At 63.8% G+C, this 24,271-nt stretch carries 17 protein-coding genes; 7 read left to right on the forward strand and 10 right to left on the reverse strand.

The annotated features are described in order from the left end of the window. The first annotated feature begins 12 nt into the window (after positions 1 to 12). Entirely contained in the window at positions 13 to 1,101 is a 1,089-nt protein-coding gene (locus AC4D2W_RS03745) for a Gfo/Idh/MocA family protein (protein WP_490925551.1), read from the forward strand. Between the two features lie 127 nt (positions 1,102 to 1,228). Here the strand turns inward: AC4D2W_RS03745 and rpsA are convergent, their stop codons facing one another. The 3 genes from rpsA to polA all read right to left on the reverse strand — a co-directional run bounded on the left by rpsA (position 1,229) and on the right by polA (position 6,870). Further along, complete coding sequence (gene rpsA, locus AC4D2W_RS03750) at positions 1,229 to 2,701, reverse strand: 30S ribosomal protein S1 (RefSeq protein ID WP_400928981.1); 1,473 nt, start codon at positions 2,699 to 2,701, stop codon at positions 1,229 to 1,231. A 219-nt stretch (positions 2,702 to 2,920) separates the two neighbouring features. Then, entirely contained in the window at positions 2,921 to 4,207 is a 1,287-nt protein-coding gene (locus AC4D2W_RS03755; protein ID WP_490925552.1) for a GNAT family N-acetyltransferase, read from the reverse strand. Positions 4,208 to 4,236: 29 nt separating this feature from the next. After that, positions 4,237 to 6,870, reverse strand: a complete 2,634-nt coding sequence (polA, locus tag AC4D2W_RS03760; protein WP_490926016.1) for a DNA polymerase I — start codon at positions 6,868 to 6,870, stop codon at positions 4,237 to 4,239. Between the two features lie 178 nt (positions 6,871 to 7,048). On the opposite strand from polA, the gene AC4D2W_RS03765 reads away from it, so the two are divergent. Beyond that, positions 7,049 to 7,537, forward strand: a complete 489-nt coding sequence (locus tag AC4D2W_RS03765) for a PaaI family thioesterase (RefSeq protein WP_490925553.1) — start codon at positions 7,049 to 7,051, stop codon at positions 7,535 to 7,537. A gap of 124 nt (positions 7,538 to 7,661) precedes the next feature. On the opposite strand, the gene AC4D2W_RS03770 is transcribed toward AC4D2W_RS03765, so the two are convergent. Together AC4D2W_RS03770 and AC4D2W_RS03775 are read right to left on the reverse strand one after the other, a co-directional pair. Continuing rightward, on the reverse strand, positions 7,662 to 8,831 hold the full coding sequence (locus AC4D2W_RS03770) for an HNH endonuclease (RefSeq protein ID WP_490925554.1): 1,170 nt from the start codon (positions 8,829 to 8,831) through the stop codon (positions 7,662 to 7,664). Between the two features lie 682 nt (positions 8,832 to 9,513). Further along, complete coding sequence (locus AC4D2W_RS03775; protein ID WP_490925555.1) at positions 9,514 to 10,044, reverse strand: dihydrofolate reductase family protein; 531 nt, start codon at positions 10,042 to 10,044, stop codon at positions 9,514 to 9,516. A gap of 132 nt (positions 10,045 to 10,176) precedes the next feature. Between AC4D2W_RS03775 and AC4D2W_RS03780 the strand changes: the two genes are divergently transcribed. Further along, positions 10,177 to 11,265: an alkene reductase gene (locus tag AC4D2W_RS03780; RefSeq protein ID WP_490925556.1), complete on the forward strand. Its 1,089-nt coding sequence runs from the start codon at positions 10,177 to 10,179 to the stop codon at positions 11,263 to 11,265. 94 nt (positions 11,266 to 11,359) lie between these two features. Here the strand turns inward: AC4D2W_RS03780 and AC4D2W_RS03785 are convergent, their stop codons facing one another. The 4 genes from AC4D2W_RS03785 to AC4D2W_RS03800 all read right to left on the reverse strand — a co-directional run bounded on the left by AC4D2W_RS03785 (position 11,360) and on the right by AC4D2W_RS03800 (position 15,548). Continuing rightward, a complete protein-coding gene (locus tag AC4D2W_RS03785; RefSeq protein WP_400928958.1) occupies positions 11,360 to 11,602 on the reverse strand; it encodes a hypothetical protein in 243 nt (80 codons plus the stop codon). Then, a complete protein-coding gene (locus tag AC4D2W_RS03790) occupies positions 11,599 to 12,822 on the reverse strand; it encodes an inorganic phosphate transporter (RefSeq protein ID WP_490926017.1) in 1,224 nt (407 codons plus the stop codon). Before AC4D2W_RS03790 ends, AC4D2W_RS03785 begins: the two co-directional genes overlap by 4 nt. Before the next feature lie 248 nt (positions 12,823 to 13,070). Next, positions 13,071 to 15,086 (reverse strand): MFS transporter, encoded by a 2,016-nt coding sequence (locus tag AC4D2W_RS03795; RefSeq protein WP_490925557.1) that lies wholly within the window; start codon positions 15,084 to 15,086, stop codon positions 13,071 to 13,073. 51 nt (positions 15,087 to 15,137) lie between these two features. Further along, positions 15,138 to 15,548 (reverse strand): Hsp20/alpha crystallin family protein, encoded by a 411-nt coding sequence (locus AC4D2W_RS03800; RefSeq protein ID WP_490925558.1) that lies wholly within the window; start codon positions 15,546 to 15,548, stop codon positions 15,138 to 15,140. A gap of 308 nt (positions 15,549 to 15,856) precedes the next feature. Here AC4D2W_RS03800 and gad point away from each other — a divergent pair, with 308 nt between their 5' ends. From gad to glsA, 3 genes are read left to right on the forward strand one after another with little or no spacing between them, the layout of a single operon-like run. Further along, on the forward strand, positions 15,857 to 17,239 hold the full coding sequence (gene gad, locus AC4D2W_RS03805) for a glutamate decarboxylase (RefSeq protein ID WP_490925559.1): 1,383 nt from the start codon (positions 15,857 to 15,859) through the stop codon (positions 17,237 to 17,239). Between the two features lie 18 nt (positions 17,240 to 17,257). After that, entirely contained in the window at positions 17,258 to 19,024 is a 1,767-nt protein-coding gene (gene gadC / locus AC4D2W_RS03810; protein WP_490925560.1) for a glutamine/gamma-aminobutyrate antiporter GadC, read from the forward strand. Then, complete coding sequence (glsA, locus tag AC4D2W_RS03815) at positions 19,021 to 19,971, forward strand: glutaminase A (protein WP_490925561.1); 951 nt, start codon at positions 19,021 to 19,023, stop codon at positions 19,969 to 19,971. Before gadC ends, glsA begins: the two co-directional genes overlap by 4 nt. Positions 19,972 to 20,064: 93 nt before the next feature. Here glsA and AC4D2W_RS03820 read toward each other — a convergent pair whose 3' ends face one another. Beyond that, positions 20,065 to 21,723 carry an ABC1 kinase family protein gene (locus AC4D2W_RS03820; RefSeq protein ID WP_490925562.1) on the reverse strand — a complete coding sequence of 553 codons (1,659 nt, stop codon included), beginning with the start codon at positions 21,721 to 21,723 and terminating at the stop codon, positions 20,065 to 20,067. Positions 21,724 to 21,873: 150 nt separating this feature from the next. Between AC4D2W_RS03820 and AC4D2W_RS03825 the strand changes: the two genes are divergently transcribed. After that, positions 21,874 to 24,264 carry a glycoside hydrolase family 3 C-terminal domain-containing protein gene (locus AC4D2W_RS03825; protein WP_490925563.1) on the forward strand — a complete coding sequence of 797 codons (2,391 nt, stop codon included), beginning with the start codon at positions 21,874 to 21,876 and terminating at the stop codon, positions 24,262 to 24,264. Positions 24,265 to 24,271 lie beyond the last annotated feature (7 nt).

Genomic DNA, 24,271 nt, shown 5'->3' on the forward strand with positions numbered 1-24,271 from the left:
GCTGACTCTTCCATGACCCTTAGCACTGCCCCCCGGCGCATTGTCCGCCCACCCTGCGCCGAAGAAGGCGCGCCCTCTCCCCTAGCCGCAACCGGCGCTCCGCTGAACTGGGCCGTGGTGGCCACCGGCGGCATCGCCGGCACCGTCACCGCAGACATCGCACTTCTCGAAGACGCGGTCCTGTATGCGGTTTCCTCGCGCAGCGGCGCCAAGGCCGCCGATTTCGCTGAACGGTTCGGTTTTGAAACCTCGTATTCCGACTCCGACGGCGGCCCCTCCGGCTTTGAGGCGATGTTCTCCGACCCCGCTGTCGACGTCGTGTACATTGCCACCCCGCACGCCCAGCACTATGCCGTGGCCAAGAGCGCGCTTGAGCACGGCAAGCACGTCCTCTGCGAAAAGCCGTTCACGGTCAACGCGGCAGAAGCAGCAGAACTGGTTCAGCTGGCCCGGGAACGGAACCTGTTCCTGATGGAAGCTCTGTGGACGCGTTTCCTGCCCAGCACCAACCGGGCCTGGGACATCCTCGCCTCCGGTGAACTCGGAACCCCCTCCTGGGTCCAGGCGGACCTTGGCTTCCCCGCCCCCGAGGATCCCTCCTCCCGGATGTGGGACCCCGCCGCCGGCGGCGGGGCACTGCTGGATCTGTCCGTCTACACCCTGACCTGGGCCCTTGGCGCCCTGGGTTACCCGGACAGCATTGACGCCTCCGGCATCCTCAACAAGGACGGTGTGGACATCCAGAACGCCCTGACGCTGCGTTACGACGACGGCCGCCACGCCCAGCTCACCTCCTCCCTCGCAGCCTCGGGTCCGGGCGCAGCCACGATTGCCTGCAGCAACGGCTGGCTGAGGACCGGCGGCGGGAACATCCCGAACCCGCGCGAACTGCACGTCCACGGCCCCAACGGAGCACGCGTGGAGACCTTCGAGCACGCCGGTGCCGGCTACACCTACCAGCTGCGCGAGGTGACGCGCTGCATCCAGGAGGGCCTGACGGAAAGCCCCACCATGCCGCTGGAGGACACACTGCGCACCATGGAGCTGCTCGACGGCGTCCGGGCCCAGCTGGGTCTGAGCTACGCCAACGACGCGCGCTAAAGCGCTGCGCACCGCAACCGGAGAAATGCGTTCCAACGCAAAGCGGGCCCCCACCGAAGTGGGGGCCCGCTTTTTTGGAGCTCATACCGACCGGTTAATTCAACCGGTCAGTTAGCACACCGGGAAATTAGTTGCCCGTGAGCTTCTCGCGCAGAGCGGCGAGTGCTTCGTCGGAAGCCAGCGTGCCGGCACCCGTCTCAGCAACGGCCGGCTCGGAGGAGTAGCTCGTGGTGCCGGATTCGGAAGACTCCGAAGCAGCTGCGATGTCCTCGGAAGCGTGCTGTGCAACCTGCTTCTTGTGGGCTTCCCAACGGGCCTGGGCGTCAGCGTACTGCTGCTCCCAAGCGGCGCGCTGGGTCTCGTAGCCTTCGAGCCATTCGTTGGACTCGGGGTCGAAGCCCTCCGGGTACTTGTAGTTGCCGGCTTCGTCGTACTCTGCGGCCATGCCGTACAGAGCCGGGTCGAACTCGGTGCCTTCGGGGTCTACGCCCTCGTTGGCCTGCTTCAGCGACAGGCTGATGCGGCGACGCTCGAGGTCGATGTCGATGACCTTGACGAACAGCTCGTCTCCAACGGAAACAACCTGCTCGGCCAGCTCTACGTGGCGGACTGCCAGCTCGGAGATGTGGACCAGGCCTTCGATGCCGTCTTCGACGCGAACGAACGCACCGAACGGAACCAGCTTGGTGACCTTACCCGGCACAACCTGGCCCAGGGCGTGGGTGCGGGCGAAGGTCTGCCACGGATCTTCCTGCGTAGCCTTCAGCGACAGGGAGACACGCTCGCGGTCGAGGTCAACTTCCAGAACCTCAACGGTGACTTCCTGGCCAACTTCAACGACCTCGGAGGGGTGGTCGATGTGCTTCCAGGACAGCTCGGAAACGTGGACGAGACCGTCTACGCCGCCAAGGTCCACGAATGCACCGAAGTTGACGATGGAGGAAACAACGCCCGGACGAACCTGGCCCTTTTCCAGCTTGTTGAGGAACGTGGAGCGAACCTCGGACTGCGTCTGCTCGAGCCATGCACGGCGGGACAGAACAACGTTGTTGCGATTCTTGTCCAGTTCGATGATCTTGGCTTCGATCTGCTGGCCGATGTACGGAGCCAGGTCGCGGACACGACGCATCTCGACGAGGGAGGCCGGCAGGAAGCCGCGCAGGCCGATGTCCAGGATGAGACCACCCTTGACAACCTCGATGACGGTACCGGTAACGACGCCGTCTTCTTCCTTGACCTTCTCGATGTCGCCCCAGGCGCGCTCGTACTGTGCGCGCTTCTTGGAGAGAATCAGGCGGCCTTCTTTGTCTTCCTTGGTGAGGACCAAAGCTTCAACCTGATCGCCAACGGAGACAACGTCTCCGGGATCAACGTCGTGCTTGATGGAAAGCTCACGGGAAGGGATGACACCCTCGGTCTTGTAACCGATGTCGAGCAGGACCTCGTCGCGGTCAACCTTGACGACGGTACCTTCGACGAGATCTCCGTCGTTGAAGTACTTGATGGTTGCGTCAATGGCGGCGAGGAAGTCCTCGGCAGTACCGATGTCGTTGATAGCGACCTGCGGGGTACTGGACTTCTCGGTGGTGGTGATGGTCATGTAGTTGGGACTCCGATGTGGAAGTTGTTTTGTATTCCGGATGCGCTCCCACCGAACTCGGAGCAGCCGTTCAGGCCTGCCTCAAGACAGTGCTTGTTTGTCCGGAGATGGACAGAATTGGTAACTTACTGCGCAATTACGCGCCAGATCAGTCTAGCCGCAGCTTGCAACTCAGGTCAAAGCACCCAGAGTACTTTCAGGAAAGTAGTTCTGTATCGGCTAGAAATGAGTGCTGCAGTAGGGTGCCGGACCTGCTGTGAAGAGTGCATCAGTGATGTCCAACGCAGCACAGCTGCCGCGTATTCCGCCCGCTGCAGCCAGGGTGGAGGCGCTGACTCCGCCCAGATACAGGGACCCCAGGGCGGCAATGTCAATGTCGATGGCCTCTGCGCCTGCGGGAAGGGCCTCTCCCTCCGCCGGGCGGACAATGCCGGTTCCGCCGTGTGCGTCCAACTGCCACACTCCGTCGGCCAGCCCCAGCGGATCCCGGACGGTCAGGACAAGGGTGCCGGCCCCGGAGTAGTGCCGGGCCTCAAGGGCAGCCTTGGGATCCAGAATGCGAAGCCACAGCACATCCTCCACCGACGTAACGGAGTAGCGGCGGCGGTCGGCCAGCATCCACGGAAGCGGATCGGCTACCGGTGCCACGTCGAAGGTCACCAGGTTCACCAGGTCCAGCGAGCCCAGGTAACGCCACAGTTCCCGGTAGGCCCCGTCTGTGGCGGCTACCAGGTCGGTCACCTTGACCGTGTGCGGTTCGGTGCGCCAGCCCAGGGATTTATAGGCGGCGTAGCCGTCGGGAACACCGTCCTCTGTGTAGTGGATGACCGCACGAAGGGCCTTGTCCGGTTCAAAGGAGTCCTCGCTCCAGACTCCGGCGGCCCGGAGCCAGTAACGGTGCTGGCGGCCCAGCGCACCAAGAGTGCTCTTCAAGTGAGCCCGGTAGATCTCCGGCGCCAGGGACTCCAGCTTGGCGCTGTCCGCCACCGCGACGCTGCCGGTCGCAGACGCCGGAAAGTCCAGGCTGCCGCGGGTATCAACGGCCACCTCCGCAGTGGACGTGGCCGCACCAAATCCGAAGCGTCCGTAGATGGTGGCTTCCGATGCCGTCAATGCCGCCAGCGCCAGACCGGTTTCCTTGGCGCGGGCAAGGTCCGCCTCGATCATCCTGCGCAGGATTCCGCGGCGGCGGTGGGTGGACCGCACCGTTACCGCAGTGACCAGATGCGCCGGCAGCAGCCGGCCGCCGCCGACGTTCAGGTCATTCACCATCGTCGCGTAGGTGGCTACCGGAATCGACGGATCCCACGCATGTTCCGGAGCGCCGTCGTCATAAACGGCCGTCAGGATGCGGCCGTCCCTCCGGCACGAATCTACCTGCGCACTGTGGTGTTTCGGGTCTCCCTGGGGTTCGTGGAATCCGAGGTCCACCGCTGCGAACCAGTTGGCGGTCCGGGCATCCCCGGGTGAAAATGACTCCAGCCGAAGCCCGGTTTCCGTCTGCATGATCCCCCTGTTGGTTTAGTGGCGCGGGTCTAGTGCCCGGCCTCGTGCCAGCTGACGCCCACGCCCACGGATACGTCCAGCGGAACGGACAGGTCCGCCGCCGAGCCCATCTGTTCGCGGACCAGCTTCTCCACCGCATCCCGTTCCCCGGGGGCGACTTCGAGCACCAGTTCATCATGGACCTGCAGCAGCATGCGGGATTTCAGGCCCTGTGCCTTGATTTCCGTGTCAACGCCCAGCATGGCCTTTTTGATGATGTCCGCGGCTGAGCCCTGGATGGGGGCATTCAAGGCGGCACGTTCAGCCATTTCGCGCAGCTGCCGGTTGTCGCTGGAAAGGTCAGGCAGATACCGCCTGCGGCCTTCGATGGTGGAGGTGAAGCCGTCCTTCCGGGCCTGCTCGACGACGCCGCGCAGGTAATCGCGCACCGCACCGAAGCGGCTGAAGTAGTCGCGCATCAGGGTGCGTGCCTCATCCACCGGAATGGCCAGCTGCTTGGACAGGCCAAAGGAGCTCAATCCGTAGACCAGGCCGTAGGACATGGCCTTGACCTTGGAGCGCATGGCGCTGGTGACTTCTTCCGGCGGAACCCCGAAGATGTGCGAGCCGACAAACCGGTGCAGGTCCTCCCCCGCCCGGAACGCAGCAATCAGCCCCTCATCGCCGGAGAGGTGCGCCATGATCCGCATTTCCACCTGGGAGTAGTCAGCGGTCAGCAGGGTCTCATACCCTTCACCCACGGTGAACACTTCCCGGATGCGCCGGCCTTCTTCGGACCGGATGGGAATGTTCTGCAGGTTCGGGTTGGTGGAGGACAGGCGTCCGGTGGCTGCCGCCGTCTGGACGTACGTGGTGTGCACGCGGCCGTCGTCGGACACTGCTTTGCGCAGGCCTTCAACAGTCTGGCGCAGCTTGGTCGCGTCCCGGTACGCCATCAGATTGGCCAGGAACGGATGTCCGCCGGTCTTGATGATCAGGTCCGAGAGGGCGTCGGCGTCCGTGGAGTAGCCGGTCTTGATTTTCTTGGTCTTGGGCAGGCCGAGTTCGTCAAAGAGCACCACCTGCAGCTGCTTGGGCGAGCCGAGGTTGATTTCCTTGCCGATGATGCTGAACGCTTCGCTGCTGGCCTGGGCGATGGTGGCGCTGAAATCGTCCAGCAGCCGGTCCAGCTTTTCGGTGGACACCGCGATGCCGGCCAGTTCCATTTCGGCCAGGACCTCGGACAGCGGCAGTTCCAATCCGCCCAGGAGCTGGTTGGCGCCGCGGTCCACCAGCTGTCCCGCGAAGTGCTCGCTCAGCTGCAGTGCCGCGAAAGCCTGCATCACCGCCGGCGACGCGACGTCTTCTTCTTCGAGCTGCAGCTGGAGCTGGTTGGATCCGGGAGCGGACGGAGTCAGGGACATCCGCAGGTGGTGCTGGCTCAGGTCCGCGAGATCGTAGCTGCGGCGGTCCGGCTGAATGAGGTAACCGGAAATGGCAGTGTCATCAACTTCACCGGCCAAGTGCAGGCCGCGCGCCGCCAGGGCCTTATAGGCTTCCTTGAAATCATGGACGACCTTCGGCGCATCCAGGTCCGCCAGCCAGGCCGCGAGCACCTGCTCGGTGTCGGCGTCGATCTCGGTCAGCGGAACATACGCCGCCGCCGAGGCGGTCACCAGAGCCAGCCCGACGACGTCGCGCCCTGCCGCCGCACCTTCCGTCACCAGCTGCACCGCAGTCTTGGCTTGGTTGGTGGAGTCAATCCAGTTGGTCAGGGCTGCGGCGTCGGTGATGGTGACGTGCTCCGGCGGCAGGAGTTCGTGCCCGGTGGACGCGGTTTCCTCTTCGCCGTAGACGTCGAACAGACGCTTGCGCAGCGCGTTGAACTGCAGGGCGTCAAAGAGCTCTTCAATGGCTTCACGGTCGGGGCGCCGGGCAGCCATGGCGTCCAGATCAACCGGCAGGTCAAGGTCCCGCAGCAGGCGGTTCAGGCGGCGGTTGCGCTTAACATCCTCGATGTTGGCGCGGAGGGAGTCCCCCACCTTGCCCTTAATGTTGTCCAGGTTCTCGAGGATGCCCTCAAGTCCGCCGTACTGCTTGATCCATTTGGCAGCGGTTTTGGGGCCCACGCCGGGCACACCCGGCAGGTTGTCCGCGGATTCGCCCACCAGGGCGGCAAGGTCCGAGTACTTGTCCGGCGGGACCAGATACTTCGCCTCAACCGCTGCGGCGTCCATGCGCGGCAGGTCGGACACGCCCTTCTTGGGATAGAAGACGGTGACCCGGTCATCCACGAGCTGGAAGGCATCCCGGTCGCCCGATACGACCATGACGTCCCACTTCCGGGCCGAGGCTTTTTCGGCCAGCGTGGCCAGAATGTCATCCGCCTCAAAGCCGTCCATGGAGATGGTGGGGATGCGCATGGCTTCCATCACCTTGATGATGAGGTCGATCTGGCCGTGGAACTCCTCGGGCGTCTTGTTGCGTCCGCCCTTGTACTCCGAGTACTCCTCCGACCGGAAGGTGGGGGTGTCAAGGTCAAAGGCCACCGCGACGTGGGTGGGCTTCTCCTCCTTGATGAGGTTGATGAGCATGGAGGTGAACCCGTAAACGGCATTGGTGTGCTGCCCGGTGTCCGTGGAGAAGTTTTCCGCCGGCAGGGCATAGAAGGCACGGAAGGCCATTGAGTGGCCGTCGATCACCAGCAGCCGGCTGTGTCCTCCTGCTGAAACGGTTCCCAGCGCCTCGGGGGCGGCTGCGGAGACAGGCTCAGCGGTCTCGTCAACAACGGTTCCGGCAGGGGTTTCTGCTTGAATATCGGCCAGTTTGGTAGATTCACTCACAGATGTAAGCCTAGTTGGCATGAGCGACATTTTCACGCCGGGCACCGGCGCCTCCTCCGAGGCAGCCCGCGACTACACCGACGAATTGAACGAAGCCGGAATCCCGCCGGAGATGCACGGCTGGCTCAGTGCACACGGGGTTGGCCCGCTGGTGGTGAAGATGGGCATTCGTTTCTCGGAAATGAGTGCGGAACGGCTGGTGGCCACGATGCCCGTGGCCGGAAATGAGCAGGTGGCAGGCATTCTGCACGGCGGCGCACATCTGGTGCTCGCGGAAACCCTGGGTTCGTTTGGTGCGGCTATTCACGCGGGGCCGGGCCGGCAGGCACTGGGCATTGAGATCGGAGCCACCCATCACCGCGCCGCGCCATCGGGAATTGTCACCGGCACCGCAACGGCCATCCACTTGGGCGGCACACTGGTGACGCACGAGGTGGTCATGACCGACGAACAGGGCCGACGGCTCAGCACCGCCCGCATCACCAACATGATCCGCGACGAGCGCTAGGCCCCGGTTCCGGCGCGGTCTCGAGGCACGCAGTCCTGGGGCACGCGGTCACGAGGCACGCAGTCCTGAGGCATTCGGTCCTGACGCGTGGAGTGGTGACATGCGTAGGCCCGAGGGATACAGATCAGGCAGCACGCGGGCGAGCGCCCGGAGGAGCAGGCGCCTCCGACCTGTAGCGGTGGCCCGTGGGTGTGACTGTTTCTACGGTATGGCGTCCATCCGACGGAATGCCGTCAGCTCCGGCTATCCCGTCCTGTGCCACCACTGTTGAGCTACTCCACCCGGGTGCTTCTTTGGCCTGGTTGCAGGCTTCGCACAGTCCCTGCACGTTATCGGCGTTGGTTGGTCCGCCCCTGCTGTGGGGCTGTATATGGTCAAAGTGCCTCAGCGGTGCCCCGCACCACGGCATCCGGCAGGTTTGGTCCCTCGCTGCGATAAACCGTGCCATACCTGCAGGCACCAGCCGGGCCTTCGAATCCATGGCCACCAGCTGCCCGGTTGAGGGCGCTGTGTAGAGCCGCCGCAGCCAGACTTCTGCTGCCTTCTCCTGCTTACCGTCGACATTCTTCCCAAAAGACCCTGCGCTCCGGCGGACCAGATCCCGTGCAAACTGTGCCGGAACAACCCCGTAACCGGCGAGCGCGGCCGGCTCCGACGATGTTGCCAGCAATGAACCCTCGGTCATGATCAGCTGAACTTCAACACGCACGGCCCCAGCCTCGGAGCGTCCCGTAATGCGCTCCACCAGCGTGTCAGCCATGATCTGCCCGCGCCCCCGCGCATCGCCTGCGGCGCGGAGACGGTCCGCCTCCTGGGCTAGGGTTGCGTAGACCTCCACTCCCTGGGCCACTGGAAGCAGGCCGGTGAGGTACGTCATGGTGTCCGGTGCCGGACGGCAGGACACGAACCGTTCTGAAACAGCTTTCGCCGCACGGTTTACCACGGAAGCCGGGTCCATCCCGTAGGCCAGGGCTTTCACCCGTGCGATCAGCTGCCGGTCCCCCAGGGTTTGCAGCTCTGCCGGATTGCCGGCCACCAACTGATCGATCCGCAACCGGTCCTCCAATGCCAGACATGCGGTTTCCCGCACCAGGATTGTGGCCCGCCATTCACTGATGATGCCTGCAGTCAGAGCACGCAGCGTATGCGGCATTTCCTGCGTCAGGATCCGCGCCAACCCAAGCAGCCGGGTCCCCCGGTGCGGGGATTCGCGCCGCGCGAACCCGATCTGCGCCCCAACACCCTTTCCCAGTTGATCTCTTTCCACTCCGGCCGCCGCTTGATGCTGTCGCATGGCAGTGTCGAAAGCCGCGGCAGCTCGAGCCTGAGCAGCAGATGCGGCAGCCTTGAGCTCCTCCAAGGCTCGAATCTGATCAATCAGTGCCGCCGGTGCCGTTTTAGCGCCCATTGCCGCGGGGGCAACTCCAGCTTCCAGTCCCGCGGGGGCAGTTTTAGCGCCTGTTGCCGCGGGGGCAGTGCTAGCGCCCGTTGTGCTAGCGCCCGTTGCCGCAGAGGCAACAGCAGTTTCCAGTCCCGCGGGCTCAGTTGCACGTGCAGAAACGAATTCTCCGGCCTCTCCAGTTCGACGGGCTTCATCCCTTGAGTCCTCCTGGAGGGGAGCCACAAGGGCCAGTTCCTCCAACCATGCTCGGATGGGTAAGCAACCCGGCTCGAAGGAAAGCGGAGCAAGGCTGGCGGCAGGCGGCGCAAGCGGAGGAGGCGAGGCGGGCGTTCCTCCGGCTCGCTTCTCACTGTCACCGATCCGCTGACGTTCGAACATATTTACTATTTTAGGCCGCAGAGACTTATAAATGGCTGCAACTCCCCTGGCGGAGTTACTGGAGAATTACGCATATTTCTTGGTGGTCCGGGGTCGCTTCCCCTGTTCCAAACAGCACCGCATAAACCGTCGATCCAAAGAGTGTCGAAAGCGTCGGTGCAGGGCTTCAGCGCAGAGAGCGTCGTTCCAGAGGGAGTCAGCCTTGAAAGCGATAGTGCAGCCGTACCACTCCCTGACCCAGGGACCGTCCCTCAATCAGGGAGGCATTGCTCGTCGCTTTGCGAACAGGCAGCACGGGCCGTCCGCTGCCCAGGGCAACCGGAAGAACCATCAGCACCATTTCATCCACCAGCCCGGAATCCATGAACTGGGCGGCAAGATTCCTGCCGCCGCACAGCAGGATGCCCTGCTTTCCAGCGTCCAATTGAATGTCGTCATGAAACTCAGCAACCTCGCCCCGGACAAAAGTGATATCCGCTCCCGGAAGTCCCTCAAACTCCTGATGGGTAAATACCCACGCGGGAAGAGTTCCGTAAGGCCACGAATTCGGCGACCTTACAAAGGAGCGGTAGGTTTCAGCCCCCATCGCCACCGCCCCAAAACCAGCGGCGACACCACCAGCCTCAGCACCCGCCCCGCTGAACTCCCTCAACAGCTCCCCCGAATGCTGCGCGTCGGCAATAAACCCGTCCAACGACGCAGCAACGAAATAGACAGTCCCGGCCATGCCGCCCATGCTAGCCCGACCTATGTGTTGCGCCCCACGGAATACCTCGGCCGGTCTGCCGGTTGGCCCCAATAGACAGACATCAGCGCCGCACCGGAACCGGTCCGCGGCGCGCTCTACAGAAAGACTCCTGTGAATCTCTTTTCTCCGTTGACCCTCGGCAGCATTGAACTGCCCAACCGCCTGATCATGGCACCGTTGACCCGCACCCGCAGCGGCCGCGACGGCGTGCCCACGGCGCTGATGGCGGAGCATTACAGCCAGCGGGCCTCACTGGGCCTCATTGTGAGTGAGGGAACGTACCCGTCCTTCGCCGGTCAGGGTTTCACCGGCCAGCCCGGACTGGTCACTGACGAGCAGATTGCCGGCTGGAAGAACGTCACTGACGCCGTACACGCAGCCGGCGGGCGGATTGTCGCCCAGGTGATGCACGCCGGCCGGGTCACCCATCCCGGAACCAACGGCGGCCGCGAGGTGGTGGCGCCCAGCGCCATCGCGATCGACGGCGTGACCCGCACCTATGAGGGCAAGCAGCCCTTCCCGGTTCCCCATGCCCTCACCACGGCCGAGTTGCCCGGCATCATTGAAGAGTTCGTTGCCGGTTCCCGCGCGGCCATGAAGGCCGGTTTCGACGGCGTGGAACTCCACGGCGCCAACGGTTACCTGCTGCATGAGTTCCTGGCCGCCGGGGCCAACCAGCGGACCGACACTTACGGCGGTTCGCCCGAGAACCGCGCACGGTTTGTCATTGAGGTTTACCGTGCAGTGGCTGAAGCCATCGGTGCGGACCGCACGGGCATCCGCATCTCCCCGGAGCACAACGTCCAGGGCGCACTGGAAACCAACCCGGCAGAAACCCTGGCTACGTACACCGCTCTGGTAAACGGAATCGCCCCGCTGAAGCCGGCGTTCCTCAGCATCCTGCACAAGGACCCCTCGGACATCCTTGTCCAGGAACTGCGCCGCAGCTTTGGCGGCCCGGTTCTGCTGAACTCGGGCTTCGGCGTCATCACGACCCGTGAAGAAGCCATGGGCATGATGGCAGACGAACTCTGCGACGGCGTCGTTGTTGGCCGCCCTGCCATCGCCAATCCGGATTTGGTGCGCCGCTGGCAGGAAGACCTGCCGCTGAACACCCCGGACCCCGCTACGTTCTACTCCGACGGCTCCAATTCCGCTGCCGGCTACACGGACTACCCGGCATACGCTGAGGCCTCCTAGGGATCCCGCGCGGGGGCTGCAGTCCCCACGCAAAAGCCCGGCGCCGGCAACCACGAAAGTGGCTGCCGGCGCCGGGCTTTTGCATGTCCCGCTGCTAGCCGTGCAGGGCGGGAACAATCAGGTAGATGCCAAAGAGGACGCACGCGGCGCAGACAGTGAAGCAGGCGTAGGCGCCGAACTTCACGAGACCGAGCCGGCCGCGGGCCGCGGGCCCCGGCTGGGGATCACAGGCCACGGCGTAAAGTCGCACACCGGTTGAATACAGGCCGACGACGACGAGCGCGGAGACCAGGGTGACCAAAGCCACCACGAGGTAGGCGAGCCAGTTGATGCTCATTTTGCTGATTCCTTGACCTTGGTGCGAGCTGATGCGGAGCTCTTGGAACGGGACTTGCGCTTCTTGATGCGTACGGCAGCGCCGGCGTTGTCGATGTTGCTGACGGCGTTGTCATGGCCCACCTTGTTGCGGCGGGACCAGAGGAAGATGAAGGCAATGATGGCCACGCCGAGGATCGCGTCAATGGTGACTCCGACCATTCCCGTGCTGGCCAATGCCGCAGCCGCAGCACCCATCACGGCGGCGGCGGGCAGGGTCAGCAGCCAGCCGCCGGCGATCCGGCGCGCGGTTCCCCAGCGGACTTCGGCACCCTTGCGGCCGAGGCCGGAACCGATCACGGAGCCCGAAGCCACCTGCGTCGTGGAAAGGGCCATGCCCAGGTGCGTCGAGGCCAGGATGGCAGCAGCCGTGCTGGTTTCAGCAGCAAAACCCTGGGCCGGCTTGACGTCAGTCAGGCCGGTGCCCATGGTGCGGATGATGCGCCAGCCGCCGGCGTAGGTGCCGGCCGCAATAGCTACGGCACAGGAAGCAACCACCCAGAAGGCCGGGCCGGTGCCGGCTTCCTGGAAGCTGCCGGAAATCAACACCAGAGTGATGACACCCATGGTCTTCTGCGCGTCGTTGGTTCCGTGTGCAAGAGCCACCAGGGAAGAAGAGAAGATCTGCGCGTAGCGGAAGCCGCCGCGCTTGCGGGGCAGCTTGTCCCCGGAATCCGGATCATGCCTGCGGGTAATGGAATAGGCAAGTTTCGTGGCCAGATAGGCCACGGACAGCGCGATTGCCGGGGCGATGAACGCCGGCAGGATCACCTTGGACATCAGCACTGAGTAGTCAACGGAGCCGAAGCCGGCGCCAACAATGGCGGCGCCGATCAGTCCGCCGAAGAGTGCGTGCGAGGAGCTGGACGGAAGTCCCAGCAGCCAGGTAATAAGGTTCCAGATCACGGCGCCCAGCAGGCCGGCGAAAATCATCACCGGCGTGATCTGGATGCCTCCGTCCCCTTCCCTGATGATTCCGCCGGAAATGGTCTTTGCAACCTCAGTGGAGAGGAAAGCTCCCACCAGGTTAAGTACCGCAGCCAGGGCTACGGCGGTCTTCGGCTTGATTGCACCTGTTGCAATAGGAGTTGCCATTGCATTGGCTGTGTCGTGAAAGCCGTTGGTGAAGTCGAAGAATAATGCGAGCGCGATCACCAGCGCCACCATGAGGGTGAAATCCACCACGTACCCTAACTAAAAGACTGAAGGAAAAGGAGTCTGTCTAACCGGCAATGTAAAACATCGGTGCTGCGGCGGGGAACAAGCCCTCACGCCGGGCCCAACCGGGACCATAGACACTTTACGCCTGGTCGATCTTATGCCTTGACTCAAGCCCTGAGCAAAGACAGGAGTGTGGGCTTTCTCTCCTCCTGCGCCTGCAGTAATACCGCTAAGCGCAGGTGCCCGGCTGATAACCGCCGAAACTTTTCCTATATGCGCAGGCCCGTGGTGGGGGCGCCGCCGCCGAGCTCGACGTCAATAACGGTGTTGGGCGCCGGGAGGGTGACGCGCCGTGTGTGGGTCGTCACGCCGTCGGGCTCCACGACGGTGAGTACGTACGTGCCGGACAGGGGCAGCGGGAGCTCATAGTTGCCGCTGGTGTCCGACACGGCGGACACCGTCTTTTGGCTGGATACCTGGACAAGGATCACCAGCGCCCCGGAAACCGGACGGCGGCCGTGGGTGACCGTGCCTGTCAGGACCAGACGGGCGGCAAAGCGGACGTCGTGGCTGCGGGGCACGCCGGGAAATGCGAGGGTTTCGGCCACCGGCCGCCACTGGCGCTGCGTGGCCACCAGAACGTAGCGTCCGTCCCCCGGAAGTACGACGGCGTAGCGGCCGCCGTCGTCGGCTCGGTCCCAGTCCACCGGGTTACCGTGCCGGTCCATGACGGTCACCACGCCTCCCGGGACCGGGGTGCTGCCGTCGTCGGCCAGCATAGTTCCCTTGACCATGATCTCCTGCCTGGCATCCACCGAATCCGGCTGCTGCTGTCCAGGTTCCGCGTGCAGTTGCGGGTGGGTGGCCTCCCGGCGCGGGGACTTGGGAATGAAGCAGGAAATGCCGGTTGCTATCAGGGCGGCAGCGCACGCCATCGCAAAGATGCCGCGGAAAGCGTCCACACTGGGAAAGACTTCTCCGCCCACGCGAATGGTGATGGATGCCAGAAGTGTTGCGACGGCGGCGCTGCAGGTTGAGGTTCCCACGGACCGCAGGAGGGTGTTCACGCCGTTGGCCGCGGCCGTGTCGGTCAGGGGGACGTTGCTCATGATCAGCGTCGGCATGGCTGACATTGCCACGGCAGTTCCAATGGAAACGATCACCGCACCAATAATGATGCCGGTGACCGTGTGCACCAGCATCACGCGCGACATGTAACCCAATGCCATGATGGAGCAGCCAACCACCATGGTGACCTTCGCGCCGAACGTATTCGTTACGCGGGCGGACAGGGGTGCAGCTGCCACCATCGCCAGACCAGCGGGAATCATGGTCAGCCCGGCCACCAGGACGCTGAGGCCGAAGCCGTAGCCGGTTTCCTTGGACAGCTGCAGCTGCTGCGTGGTCACCAGCATGTTGGCGTACATGGAGAACCCCACCAGGACGGTGGCAGCGTTGGTCAGCAGCACCGGGCGGCGCGCAGACGTGCGCAGGTCCACCAGCGGCTCGCCCTGCCGCAGCTCCAGGGGAAACCACAGCGCCAGGAGCACCGCCGCGGCGGCAAAGAGTCCCAGGATCGAATCGCTGGTCCACCCCCACACGCCGCCTTTGCTGATTGCCAGCAGCAGCGCCGTCATGGCCGCGGAGAGCACAACAGCCCCCGCGTAGTCGAATTTGCCCGGCGTGCGCACCTGGGACTCGGGAACAAAAATCACGACGGCGACAACCAGGACCAGGGCAATGACGCCGACAACCCAGAAGGTTGCCTCCCAGCCCAGCTGTTGATAAATCAACCCGGAAAGGGGCAGCCCGAGCGCGCTGCCGATGCCGAAACTGGCGCTCATCAGTGACACGGCGCCGGCGATTTTGCGCTGCGGCAGCGCGTCCCGCAGGATGCTGATGCCCACCGGAATCACCGCCCCGGAGAATCCCTGGAGACCGCGTCCCACAAGGGCCCAGACAAACGTTCCGCCGATGGAGGCCGTAAAGGCGCCGACCACCATCATGGACATCGCGATCAGCAGCATCCGCTTTTTGCCGAACATATCCGCCAGCCGGGAGACGATGGGAGTAGCGACGGCCGCGGTGAGCAGGGTAACCGTGACCATCCAGGAGACGTCGTCACTCGTGACGCCGAAGATCCGGGGATACTCCGGCAGGAGGGGAACCACCGCCGTTTTTTCCAGGGACACCACGATGCCGCCGCATCCCAAGGTGGCAATGACCACCCAGTCCGGAAATCTGCGGCGTTGGGCTGTGCGGGTCTCCGGTGCTGGGTTGCTCATTGGGTCCTTCCGGCCGGAGCGGTGACCAGTGCGGTTTCGCCTGGCTGCCGGCTAACCCCGCGAAATGGGCACCTTCGTGGAGGAGGAGCCTGCCTCCGGCACGGGAACCCGGATTTCCAGGACTCCGTCATTGTAGGAAGCAGTAACGTTGTCCTGGCTGGAGCCGGCAGGCAGCGGGATGTCGCGGGTAAAGGAGCCGTACCGGAATTCGCTGCGGTAACCGAACTTGTCCTTGTGCTCGGACTCTTCGCGGCGCTCGCCCTTGATGCGAAGCACGCCGTCACTGACGGACACGTCCAGGTCCTTGTCCGGATCAATGTTCGGCAGCTCGGCCTTCACCACCATGGTGGCGCCGTCGCGGTATTCCTCCACGGGGAAGGCCGGCACTTCCCAGTCGCCTTCAAAGAATTTGCGGACGGGTTCTGGCAGTTCGAACCGGTCACGCCGTGCAAGTCCAGCCATGAATGTCTCCTCGAAGAAGGTCCCGGCGGTCTCCCGGCTGAACCGGGAAGCCGGGCTCTGGGGCTCGGTTTGGTGGTTCACACAGTACGCGGGCCACTCCTCGAGCCTCAACGGTTCGGCCCCTTTCGGACACCGAAAAAGGGCAGCCAAAGATGCTTTCCACTCCGCAACTGTGCGGCGGCGGTCCAGCCTAGTCACCCATTTTTGCCGCGCGTATAGTTTTGGATGCGCGCCCGCTTGAGGATCTCATGACCGCCGTTCACTACGGCCCGGTGTCAGCGCGACACCGCCGATGAAAGGTCGCAAATATGCCGCAGCAACGGGACAAAAATACCCTCACCGTCAATCCCCTCTTCGCCCGGCCGGGCGAAGAGACAGTGGCACTCAAAACCAAGCTTGCCGACGGGCAGATGATGCCGGAAACGGCTTATCAGATTGTCCATGACGAAGCCATGCTGGACGGAAACGCCCGCTTGAATCTGGCGACATTTGTCAGCACATGGATGGATGAGCACGCCAACAAGCTGTACGCCGAAACGTATGACAAGAACATGATCGATAAGGACGAGTACCCGCAGACTGCCCAGATCGAGCAGAACTGCTGGAAGATCCTCGCGGATCTGTGGCACTCCCCTGATCCGGAAGGGGCTATCGGGACGTCGACGGTGGGTTCCTCGGAGGCCTGCATGCTCGGCGGCCTGGCACTGAAACGCCTGTGGCAGAACGCTCGCAGGGCAGACGGAAAACCCACGGACAAACCGAACCTGATCATGAGTTCGGCCGTCCAGGTCTGCTGGGAAAAGTTCTGCAACTATTTCGACGTCGAAGCACGGCTGGTTCCCATCAGCGAAGAACACAAGTGTCTGGACGGCTTTGAGCTGGAGAAATACGTCGATGAAAACACCATCGGCGTGGTGGCCATCATGGGGGTCACCTATACGGGCATGTACGAGCCGGTGAAGCAGATCGCAGCGAAGCTGGATGAGATCCATGCTTCCACCGGACTTGATATCAACATCCATGTGGACGGCGCCTCAGGCGGCATGATCGCCCCGTTCATCCAGCCGGACCTGGAATGGGACTTCAAGATTGAGCGGGTGCACTCCATCAGCACATCCGGCCACAAGTACGGGCTCGTGTACCCGGGGCTCGGCTGGGTGGTCTGGCGCGAACGCCAGTGGCTGCCGGAAGACCTCATCTTCTACGTGAGCTACCTCGGCGGCGATATGCCCACCTTTGCACTGAACTTCTCCCGGCCCGGCGCCCAGGTTGTCCTGCAGTTTTACCTGTTCCTGCGGCTGGGCCGCGAGGGGTATGCCAAGGTCCAGCAGGCCTGCCAGGACGTGGCCGTTTATCTCTCCTCAGGAATCGCGGAAATCGGCCCGTTTGAGCTGTGGAACGACGGCACCGACATACCGGTGTTCGCCTGGCGGCTTAAAGAAGGCCATACGGACAAATGGACACTGTACGACCTGGCCGAACGGCTGCGCACAAAGGGGTGGCTGGTACCCGCTTATCCCATGCCGAGCAACTTGGAAAACCTCACGGTGGAGCGAATCGTGGTCCGCAACGGTCTGAGCATGGATCTGGCAGACAACCTTCTGGAGGATATCCGGAAGCAGACCGAGTACCTCGATCATCTTGAGTCGCCGATGCCGCAGGAGTCGGCACAGCCCGGCTTCCACCACTAACCTGAGGAGGTGAGTGGAATGACCGATTCCACTGCATCGAGCGGTTCCGCAGCCGCGGGCAGTCCGGGCGCACCCGGCCCAAAGGTACCTGCGCCGGGTCAGGCATCAAGAGCGAAATCCAAGCAGACCGCCACCATCACCATTGGAGCCCTGGCGGTCATGAACATCGTGGCCGTGGTCAGCCTTCGAGGTTTGCCTTCAGAGGCCGAATACGGATTGAGTTCCATCTTCTACTACGTGTTCGCCGCCCTTGTGTTCCTGGTGCCGGTCTCCCTGGTGGCCGCAGAGTTGGCCACCGGATGGCCGGAGACCGGCGGCGTCTTCCGCTGGGTTGGTGAGGCCTTCGGGCCGCGCTGGGCCTTCTTGGCCATGTTTATGCTCTTCATTGAAGTCACCATCTGGTTCCCCACCGTCCTGACCTTTGGCGCGGTTTCACTGGCTTATACCGGCGACAACCAGAATCTGGATGCGCAACTGGCAGGCAATAAAATCTTTGTCCTGGCCGTGGTGCTGGTGGTGTACTGGCTCGCCACCTTCATTGCTTTCCGCGGAGCAGCAGCCTTCTCCAAGGTGAGCCAGTGGGGCGGGATCATCGGCACCATTATTCCGGCGATCGTTCTCATCATTCTCGGGTTCTCCTATTACTTCGCCGGAAATACCCCGCAGATCCAGATGGGTTGGGGTGAGCTCCTTCCTGATTTCTCCAACTTCTCCAACGTCGTGCTGGCAGCGAGCATCTTCCTGTTCTATGCCGGCATGGAGATGAACGCCATTCACGTCAAGGAGGTCAAGAATCCTACGCGCGATTATCCGATTGCAGTCCTGATTGCGGCGGCCGGAACGGTCATTATCTTTGTCCTGGGCACGCTCGCCATTGCGTTTGTGGTCCCCCAGGCCGATATCAACCTGACCCAGAGTCTTCTGACCTCCTACAACGACATGTTCGAATGGGCCGGTATCGGATGGGCCGGACCGATTGTCGCCTTCATGCTCCTGATCGGTGTCTTGGCCGGCGTCGTCACGTGGGTGGCAGGCCCGTCAACCGGACTGCTCACGGTCGCAAGGGCAGGTTACCTGCCCCGCTTCTGGCAGCACACGAACAAGCATGGAATGGGTACCCACATCCTTTTCTTCCAGGCCTTTGCCGTGACCGGTCTGGGCATTATCTACGTGGTACTGCCGTCGGTGCAGGCCGCCTATCAAATCCTGAGCCAGCTGACTGTGATTCTCTACCTGATCATGTACATGCTGATGTTCGCCGGCGCCATTTACCTGAGGTTCAGCCAGCCGAACCGCCCACGGCCCTACCGGGTGCCGGGCGGAAACGTCGGGATGTGGCTCATTGGCGGCGTCGGATTCCTGGGTTCGCTGGTGGCCTTCGCCTTCAGTTTCATACCTCCCGACCAGATTGCCGTAGGTTCTCCCACGGTCTACGTGGGCATCCTGATTGGCGGGGCGGCAATCTTCGTCATCCTGCCGCTGGTAATTTACGCCCTGCGCAAGCCGCACTGGCGGGATCCCGCAAGCCGGTTTGAACCATTCACCTGGCAAATAGAGCACACCCATCCGGGAACGGTGTCCACATCCTCCGTTCCAACCGCGGTCCTCGTCGAGCAGGCCCTCGCCGGCACGTCCTCCGCGTCCGGCACGGAAGAAGCCGCATCCGGATCGGACGCAGCAGCAGAGGGCGACGCGTCTGCGCAGCCGGGCAGGACCACTGACACCGGCAAACCAGCCCCCAGGCCCCGACCCGGGCATGCGGCAGGCGGGAGCGCAGCCTTATGATGCCGGACAAATCAGCAATTGACCAAGCCGTCCAAACGGCGTACAGGGACCATGCCAAGGACACCGGCGGAGCCAATGCCAGCTACATTCCGTTCTTGGCGTCGGTGGATCCGGCCCTGTTTGGAGTCTGCGTGGTAACGGCCGACGGCGACGTGTTTGAGGCCGGCGACACCGGGTTTGAGTTTGCCCTGGAATCTATTTCCAAGGTGTTCTCCATGACCTTGGCGATGCAGGATGTGGGACTGCCGGAATTCCATGACAAGGTGGGCGCGGATCCAACCGGTGAACCGTTCAACTCAGTCATTGCGCTGACTCTGCATGATGACAAACCGCTGTCACCGCTGGTCAACGCCGGAGCCATGTCCACAGTGTCACTCATCCCGGCGAATTCCCCGGATGAGCGGTGGGAAAAAATCCTGGCTATGCAAAGCGCCTTTGCCGGAAGGAATATCCGTCTCAGCGATGCCGTCAACGATTCCGAGCAGTCCACCAACTTCCACAACCGTGCCATTGCCTGGCTGATGTATTCGGGCGGAACAATGTACTCGGATCCGATGGAAGCGTGTGAGGTGTACACCCGGCAGTGTTCCACTCTTGTGACTACCCGGGATCTGGCGACCATGGGAGCTACCATAGCCGCCAGAGGCCGGAATCCAATCACGGGCAAGCAGGTATTCGATTCCTCCCTGGTGCCGCCGATTCTGGCGGAAATGACCATGGAAGGCATGTATACCGCTTCCGGAGACTGGGCCTACAGAGTCGGCCTGCCGGGCAAGAGCGGAGTGGGCGGCGGCATCCTGGCGATCATGCCGGGAACACTTGCCATCGCTGCATTCTCGCCGCCGCTGGACCCGGTGGGCAACAGCGTGCGGGGTCAGAGGGCGACGGCACAAGTTGCTGCAGCGCTGAACCTGAACATTTACAACTCAACGGACTACGCACAGTAACTCCATGCCGGAAAGTCGGGGCCGGCAAGCCTTTCGCCGCCGGCCCCGGCTTTCGCTGAGCGTTTATAGGTTTTTCGGCAAATAGTTCCGGGCTTAGCCGCGTGTGCGCTGCTTACGCGCGGTCCAGGCCAGATAACCGCCCAGGGCACCGGTGGAGGCCAGGCCGGCAGTCATCAGCGGAGCCTGCCAGGACTTCCAGCGCTCAGTGTCCCCCAGGGCCAGTTCCCCCACTCCGCGGATGAAGGCCGCAGCGAATATGGCAGCGACCATGCGGTTGCCCACCTTCTCCAGCCGTACGACCAGCGGAGCGAGTTCTTCGGCCCGCAAGTGCACTTCGAAACCCTCGAAGTCCAGCGTATTCAGCACCCTGCGCACCTGATCCGGAAGCTCCGCGCCAAGCTCCAGCGTTTCCACACCGGCCTGGCCCAGCCGCCGGACAAAGGCCACCGGGTTCAGCTGCTCCATGGTCATTCGCTTGGCATAGGGTGCCAGCGTTTTACCCATGCTGAAATCCGGGTCCAGGACCTCGCCCATGCCCTCCGTCATGATCAGCATGCGCAGGAGCAGGGCCATCTCCCGCGGCAGCTGCAGGTGGTGGATGCGGATAATGCCCAGGGCTCCGCTGATGATGCGGCCCACGGGAGCGTCCCCCAGCGTCCGGCCCTGGTAGAGGCGGATCAGCTGCTGCAGATCCATGCGCAGACGGAACCGGTCCACCCGTCGGGCCGTCAGGCACATCCGGAGCAGAGCGGACGCCATTCTTTCCGGGTCGTTGCGGAGGATCGCCACAAAGAGTGCCGCCAGCTGGGACCGGAGCTTGTCATCCACCTCCCCCACCATGCCGAAATCGATGAGCCCGATCCGCCCGCCGGGTTCAACGAAAATGTTTCCCGGATGCGGGTCCGCGTGGAAAAAGCCGTCCTCGAAGACCATTTTCATCTCAGCATCGGCCGCTGCGGCTGCGAGCGCGCTGCGGTCGATTCCAGCGGCATCTATGGCGGCAGTGTCCGTCACTTTCAATCCGTACAGCCGCTGCTGGGTCAGGATCTTGGAGGTGCTGAACTTTGTGTACAGCACGGGTATCTGGACAACCGGGTCGTCTTGGAAATTGGCCGCAAAGCGGAGGGTGTTGCCGGCTTCCTGCGTGTAGTCCAACTCGCTCCGGAGAGTCTGCGCAAACTCGTCCATGAGGGCCTTCAGGTCATAGTCCCGGGCCGCCTCCCAGTGCTTCGCGGCATAGCCGGCGAGACTCTGCAGGATGTCCAGATCTTCGTTCACGTCATCCTCGACGCCGGGGCGGCGGATCTTCACCACGACGTCGGTGCCGTTCGGCAACCGCGCCGCATAAACCTGGCCGATGGAAGCGGTGGCAAGCGGATTCGTGTCAAAAGCAGCAAACCGGGTCAGCGCATCCGAGCCCAGCTCTGCCTCCAGGATGGGAAGGATCTGCTCCCACGGCACCGGCTCCGCGTTGTCCTGGAGCTTGGCGAGCTCCTGCTGGTACTTGGGCGGCAGCAAATCCTGACGCGTGGACAGCAGCTGCCCCAGCTTGATGAACGTGGGCCCCAGCTCTTCAAGTGCCCGGCGCAGGTATTCGGGGGTTGCGGCCCGCTGCTGGGGTCGGTCTCCGGACTGCGGCTTGCGCCGGAAAGGAATCCGGTTTTCGAGGCCCGTGGCAGCCACCAGATAGCCGAGTCCGTTGCGGTACAGGATTTCCGCCATCTGCCGGTAGCGGTCAAGGTGGGTTTTCACAGAGTGCTCCGTTCCGGCGGCAGTCCTTTGGCACGCTGCAGCCGTACCTGAACCCTACGGTTGACCACGGACGCTGGAACAGGGGTGGACACTCTTTCACGGGCCCGGACCGCGCCATAGACTCGGAGCCCACCGACAAGGGAGACACCCGTGGCTATTCCAGCCGTACCCCAGGACCTGACGCTGCAGGAAAAGATCATGCTGCTCTCCGGGGCAGGATTTTGGGAAACCGCTGCCCTGCCCCAACACGGGATTCGAGCCCTGGTCCTGTCCGACGGCCCGCACGGCGTCCGGCGTCCCTCCGGGAGCTCCACCCTGGGGCTCGGCGACTCGGTTCCCGCCACCTGCTTTCCCGCCGAATGCGCCACGGCCTGCTCCTGGGACCGTAGCCTGCTTGCGGAGCTGGGCACCGCCGTCGCCCGCGAGGCCCGCGCCCAGGGCGTGGACATCCTGCTGGGACCTGGCCTGAACATCAAGCGCACTCCCCTGTGCGGGCGGAACTTTGAATACTTTTCCGAAGATCCGCTGCTTGCCGGTGAACTGGGGGCGGCCTGGACCGCTGCGGTCCAGGCCGCAGGAGTTGGCACAAGCCCCAAACACTTCGCCGCCAACAACCAGGAAGCGGACCGGATGCGCGTAGACGCGAGGGTCGATGAGCGCACCCTGCATGAGATCTATCTGCGCGCCTTCGAAATTGTGGTCCGCACTGCCAAACCGTGGACCGTCATGGCCGCCTACAACAAGGTCAACGGGATGCACGCCGCAGAGAACCCCTATCTGCTCAGGTCCGTCCTGCGTGTTGCCTGGGGCTACGAGGGAGCGGTGATATCCGACTGGGGAGCGGTCACCAACCGGGTTGCCGCGCTCGCCGCCGGCCTGGATCTGGAAATGCCTGCCAGCGGCGGCATCGGTGCCGACGAACTGGCAGCAGGACTGGATGCCGGGACCATCACGGAGGCGCAGATTGATGCCTCGGTTTCCCGTCTGCTCGGTCTGGTGCACCGTGCCGCCGAGCAGATGGAGGAAAGCGGGCAGCCCCTGGAAAGTGGGCAGCTGCCGGAAGGCGGGAGTGAGGAACGCTTGGCGCGGGACGGCGACGGCGGGGCCCTCTATGCAGCCAGCCATGACCTGGCCCGGCGGGCAGCGGCCGCTTCCATGGTGCTGCTCAAGAACGACGGCGGGCTGCTTCCGCTGGCTGCCGGCGGCACGGTTGCCGTGATCGGTGAGCTGGCGCGCACGCCCCGCTATCAGGGCAGCGGTTCGTCCCGGGTGAACCCCGTGCATCTGGTCAGTCCCCTCGACGCGCTGCAGGAAGAGCTGCCCGAACTGCTCTTCGAGCCGGGCTACTCGCTGGCCGTACCCGACACGCCGGCCGGGGAGGCCTCAGCTTCCGGGCCCGAGGCGGTACCCGCGGACCTCGTGGAAACCGCGGCGGCGGCGGCTGCAGCCGCGGACACCGCCGTCGTCTTCCTCGGGCTGCCGGACGATGCGGAGTCCGAAGGATTCGACCGCACCACGCTGGACTTGCCCGACGCCCAGCTGGAACTGCTGGCCGCCGTCCTCGAGGCGAACCCGCGGACCGTCGTGGTGCTCTTTAACGGCGGGGTGGTGACCACGTCCTGGGCGGGTGCGGTGCCCGCCGTCCTTGAAGCGTGGCTGCCGGGCGAGGCGGGCGGCAGCGCCGTAGCCGACGTGCTGCTGGGCCGCGCGGATCCCGGCGGAAGGCTGGCCGAGACCATTCCCCACCGGCTGCAGGACACCGCAGCCTTCGGCAACTATCCCGGCGAGGGCGGCACCGTCCGCTACGGCGAGGGCCCGCTGGTGGGGTACCGCTGGTATGACACCCGCGGCATCGACGTCGCTTTCCCCTTTGGCCATGGTCTGTCCTACACCCGTTTCACATACTCGGATCTGCTGATCCGCAGCAGCGGAACCGGATCCGGGCAGTTCATCACTGTGGAAATGACCCTCGCCAACACCGGCAGCCGCAGCGGCGCCGAGGTGGTGCAGCTTTACGTCGGCGCGCCGGACGACGACGGCGCCCAGCAGCGGCCGCTGCATCCGCGCCGTGAACTGCGCGGGTTCGAAAAGCTCCGGCTGGAGCCGGGCGAATCCCGGCGGGTTGAATTCCGCCTGGGGATCCGGGACCTGTCCAGGTGGGATCCCGAAGCCCAGTCGTGGGTGGCGGACGCCGGCGAGTACCGCGTTGAAGTGGGTTCATCCTCCCGCGACATTCGCCTCGCAGGCGTTGCGGCGGTGGACGGCTCAGTGCCCGCCCCGGCGCTGACCACCGAGTCCTCCATCCAGGAATGGCTGGCGGACCCGGAAGCGGCGGCCCAATTGGTGGCCGCACTGTCCGGCGGAGCCGGAGGAGCTGACGGCGGAGCAGGAGGAGCTGCTTCAGCCGGACTGGCCGCCTCACTTGCCCTGGTGGGCAATATGCCGCTGCGGCGCATGGCACGCTTTCCCGGCTCTCCGGTGACCCCCGAACTCCTGCATCAGCTTCAGGACTGGCTGCGGGCCAGCCGCGGGGGACACTGATACGCAG

The sequence above is a fragment of the Arthrobacter sp. TJ-58 genome (assembly GCF_058269295.1).

Bases quoted from the DNA above. Each gene is read 5' to 3' on its own strand.
- AC4D2W_RS03745 (WP_490925551.1), top strand. From the start codon at position 13: ATGACCCTTAGCACTGCCCCCCGGCGCATTGTCCGCCCACCCTGCGCC.
- rpsA (WP_400928981.1), bottom strand. From the start codon at position 2,701: ATGACCATCACCACCACCGAGAAGTCCAGTACCCCGCAGGTCGCTATC.
- AC4D2W_RS03755 (WP_490925552.1), bottom strand. From the start codon at position 4,207: ATGCAGACGGAAACCGGGCTTCGGCTGGAGTCATTTTCACCCGGGGAT.
- polA (WP_490926016.1), bottom strand. From the start codon at position 6,870: ATGGCCTTCCGTGCCTTCTATGCCCTGCCGGCGGAAAACTTCTCCACG.
- AC4D2W_RS03765 (WP_490925553.1), top strand. From the start codon at position 7,049: ATGAGCGACATTTTCACGCCGGGCACCGGCGCCTCCTCCGAGGCAGCC.
- AC4D2W_RS03770 (WP_490925554.1), bottom strand. From the start codon at position 8,831: ATGCGACAGCATCAAGCGGCGGCCGGAGTGGAAAGAGATCAACTGGGA.
- AC4D2W_RS03775 (WP_490925555.1), bottom strand. From the start codon at position 10,044: ATGGCCGGGACTGTCTATTTCGTTGCTGCGTCGTTGGACGGGTTTATT.
- AC4D2W_RS03785 (WP_400928958.1), bottom strand. From the start codon at position 11,602: ATGAGCATCAACTGGCTCGCCTACCTCGTGGTGGCTTTGGTCACCCTG.
- AC4D2W_RS03795 (WP_490925557.1), bottom strand. From the start codon at position 15,086: ATGAGCAACCCAGCACCGGAGACCCGCACAGCCCAACGCCGCAGATTT.
- AC4D2W_RS03800 (WP_490925558.1), bottom strand. From the start codon at position 15,548: ATGGCTGGACTTGCACGGCGTGACCGGTTCGAACTGCCAGAACCCGTC.
- gad (WP_490925559.1), top strand. From the start codon at position 15,857: ATGCCGCAGCAACGGGACAAAAATACCCTCACCGTCAATCCCCTCTTC.
- gadC (WP_490925560.1), top strand. From the start codon at position 17,258: ATGACCGATTCCACTGCATCGAGCGGTTCCGCAGCCGCGGGCAGTCCG.
- glsA (WP_490925561.1), top strand. From the start codon at position 19,021: ATGATGCCGGACAAATCAGCAATTGACCAAGCCGTCCAAACGGCGTAC.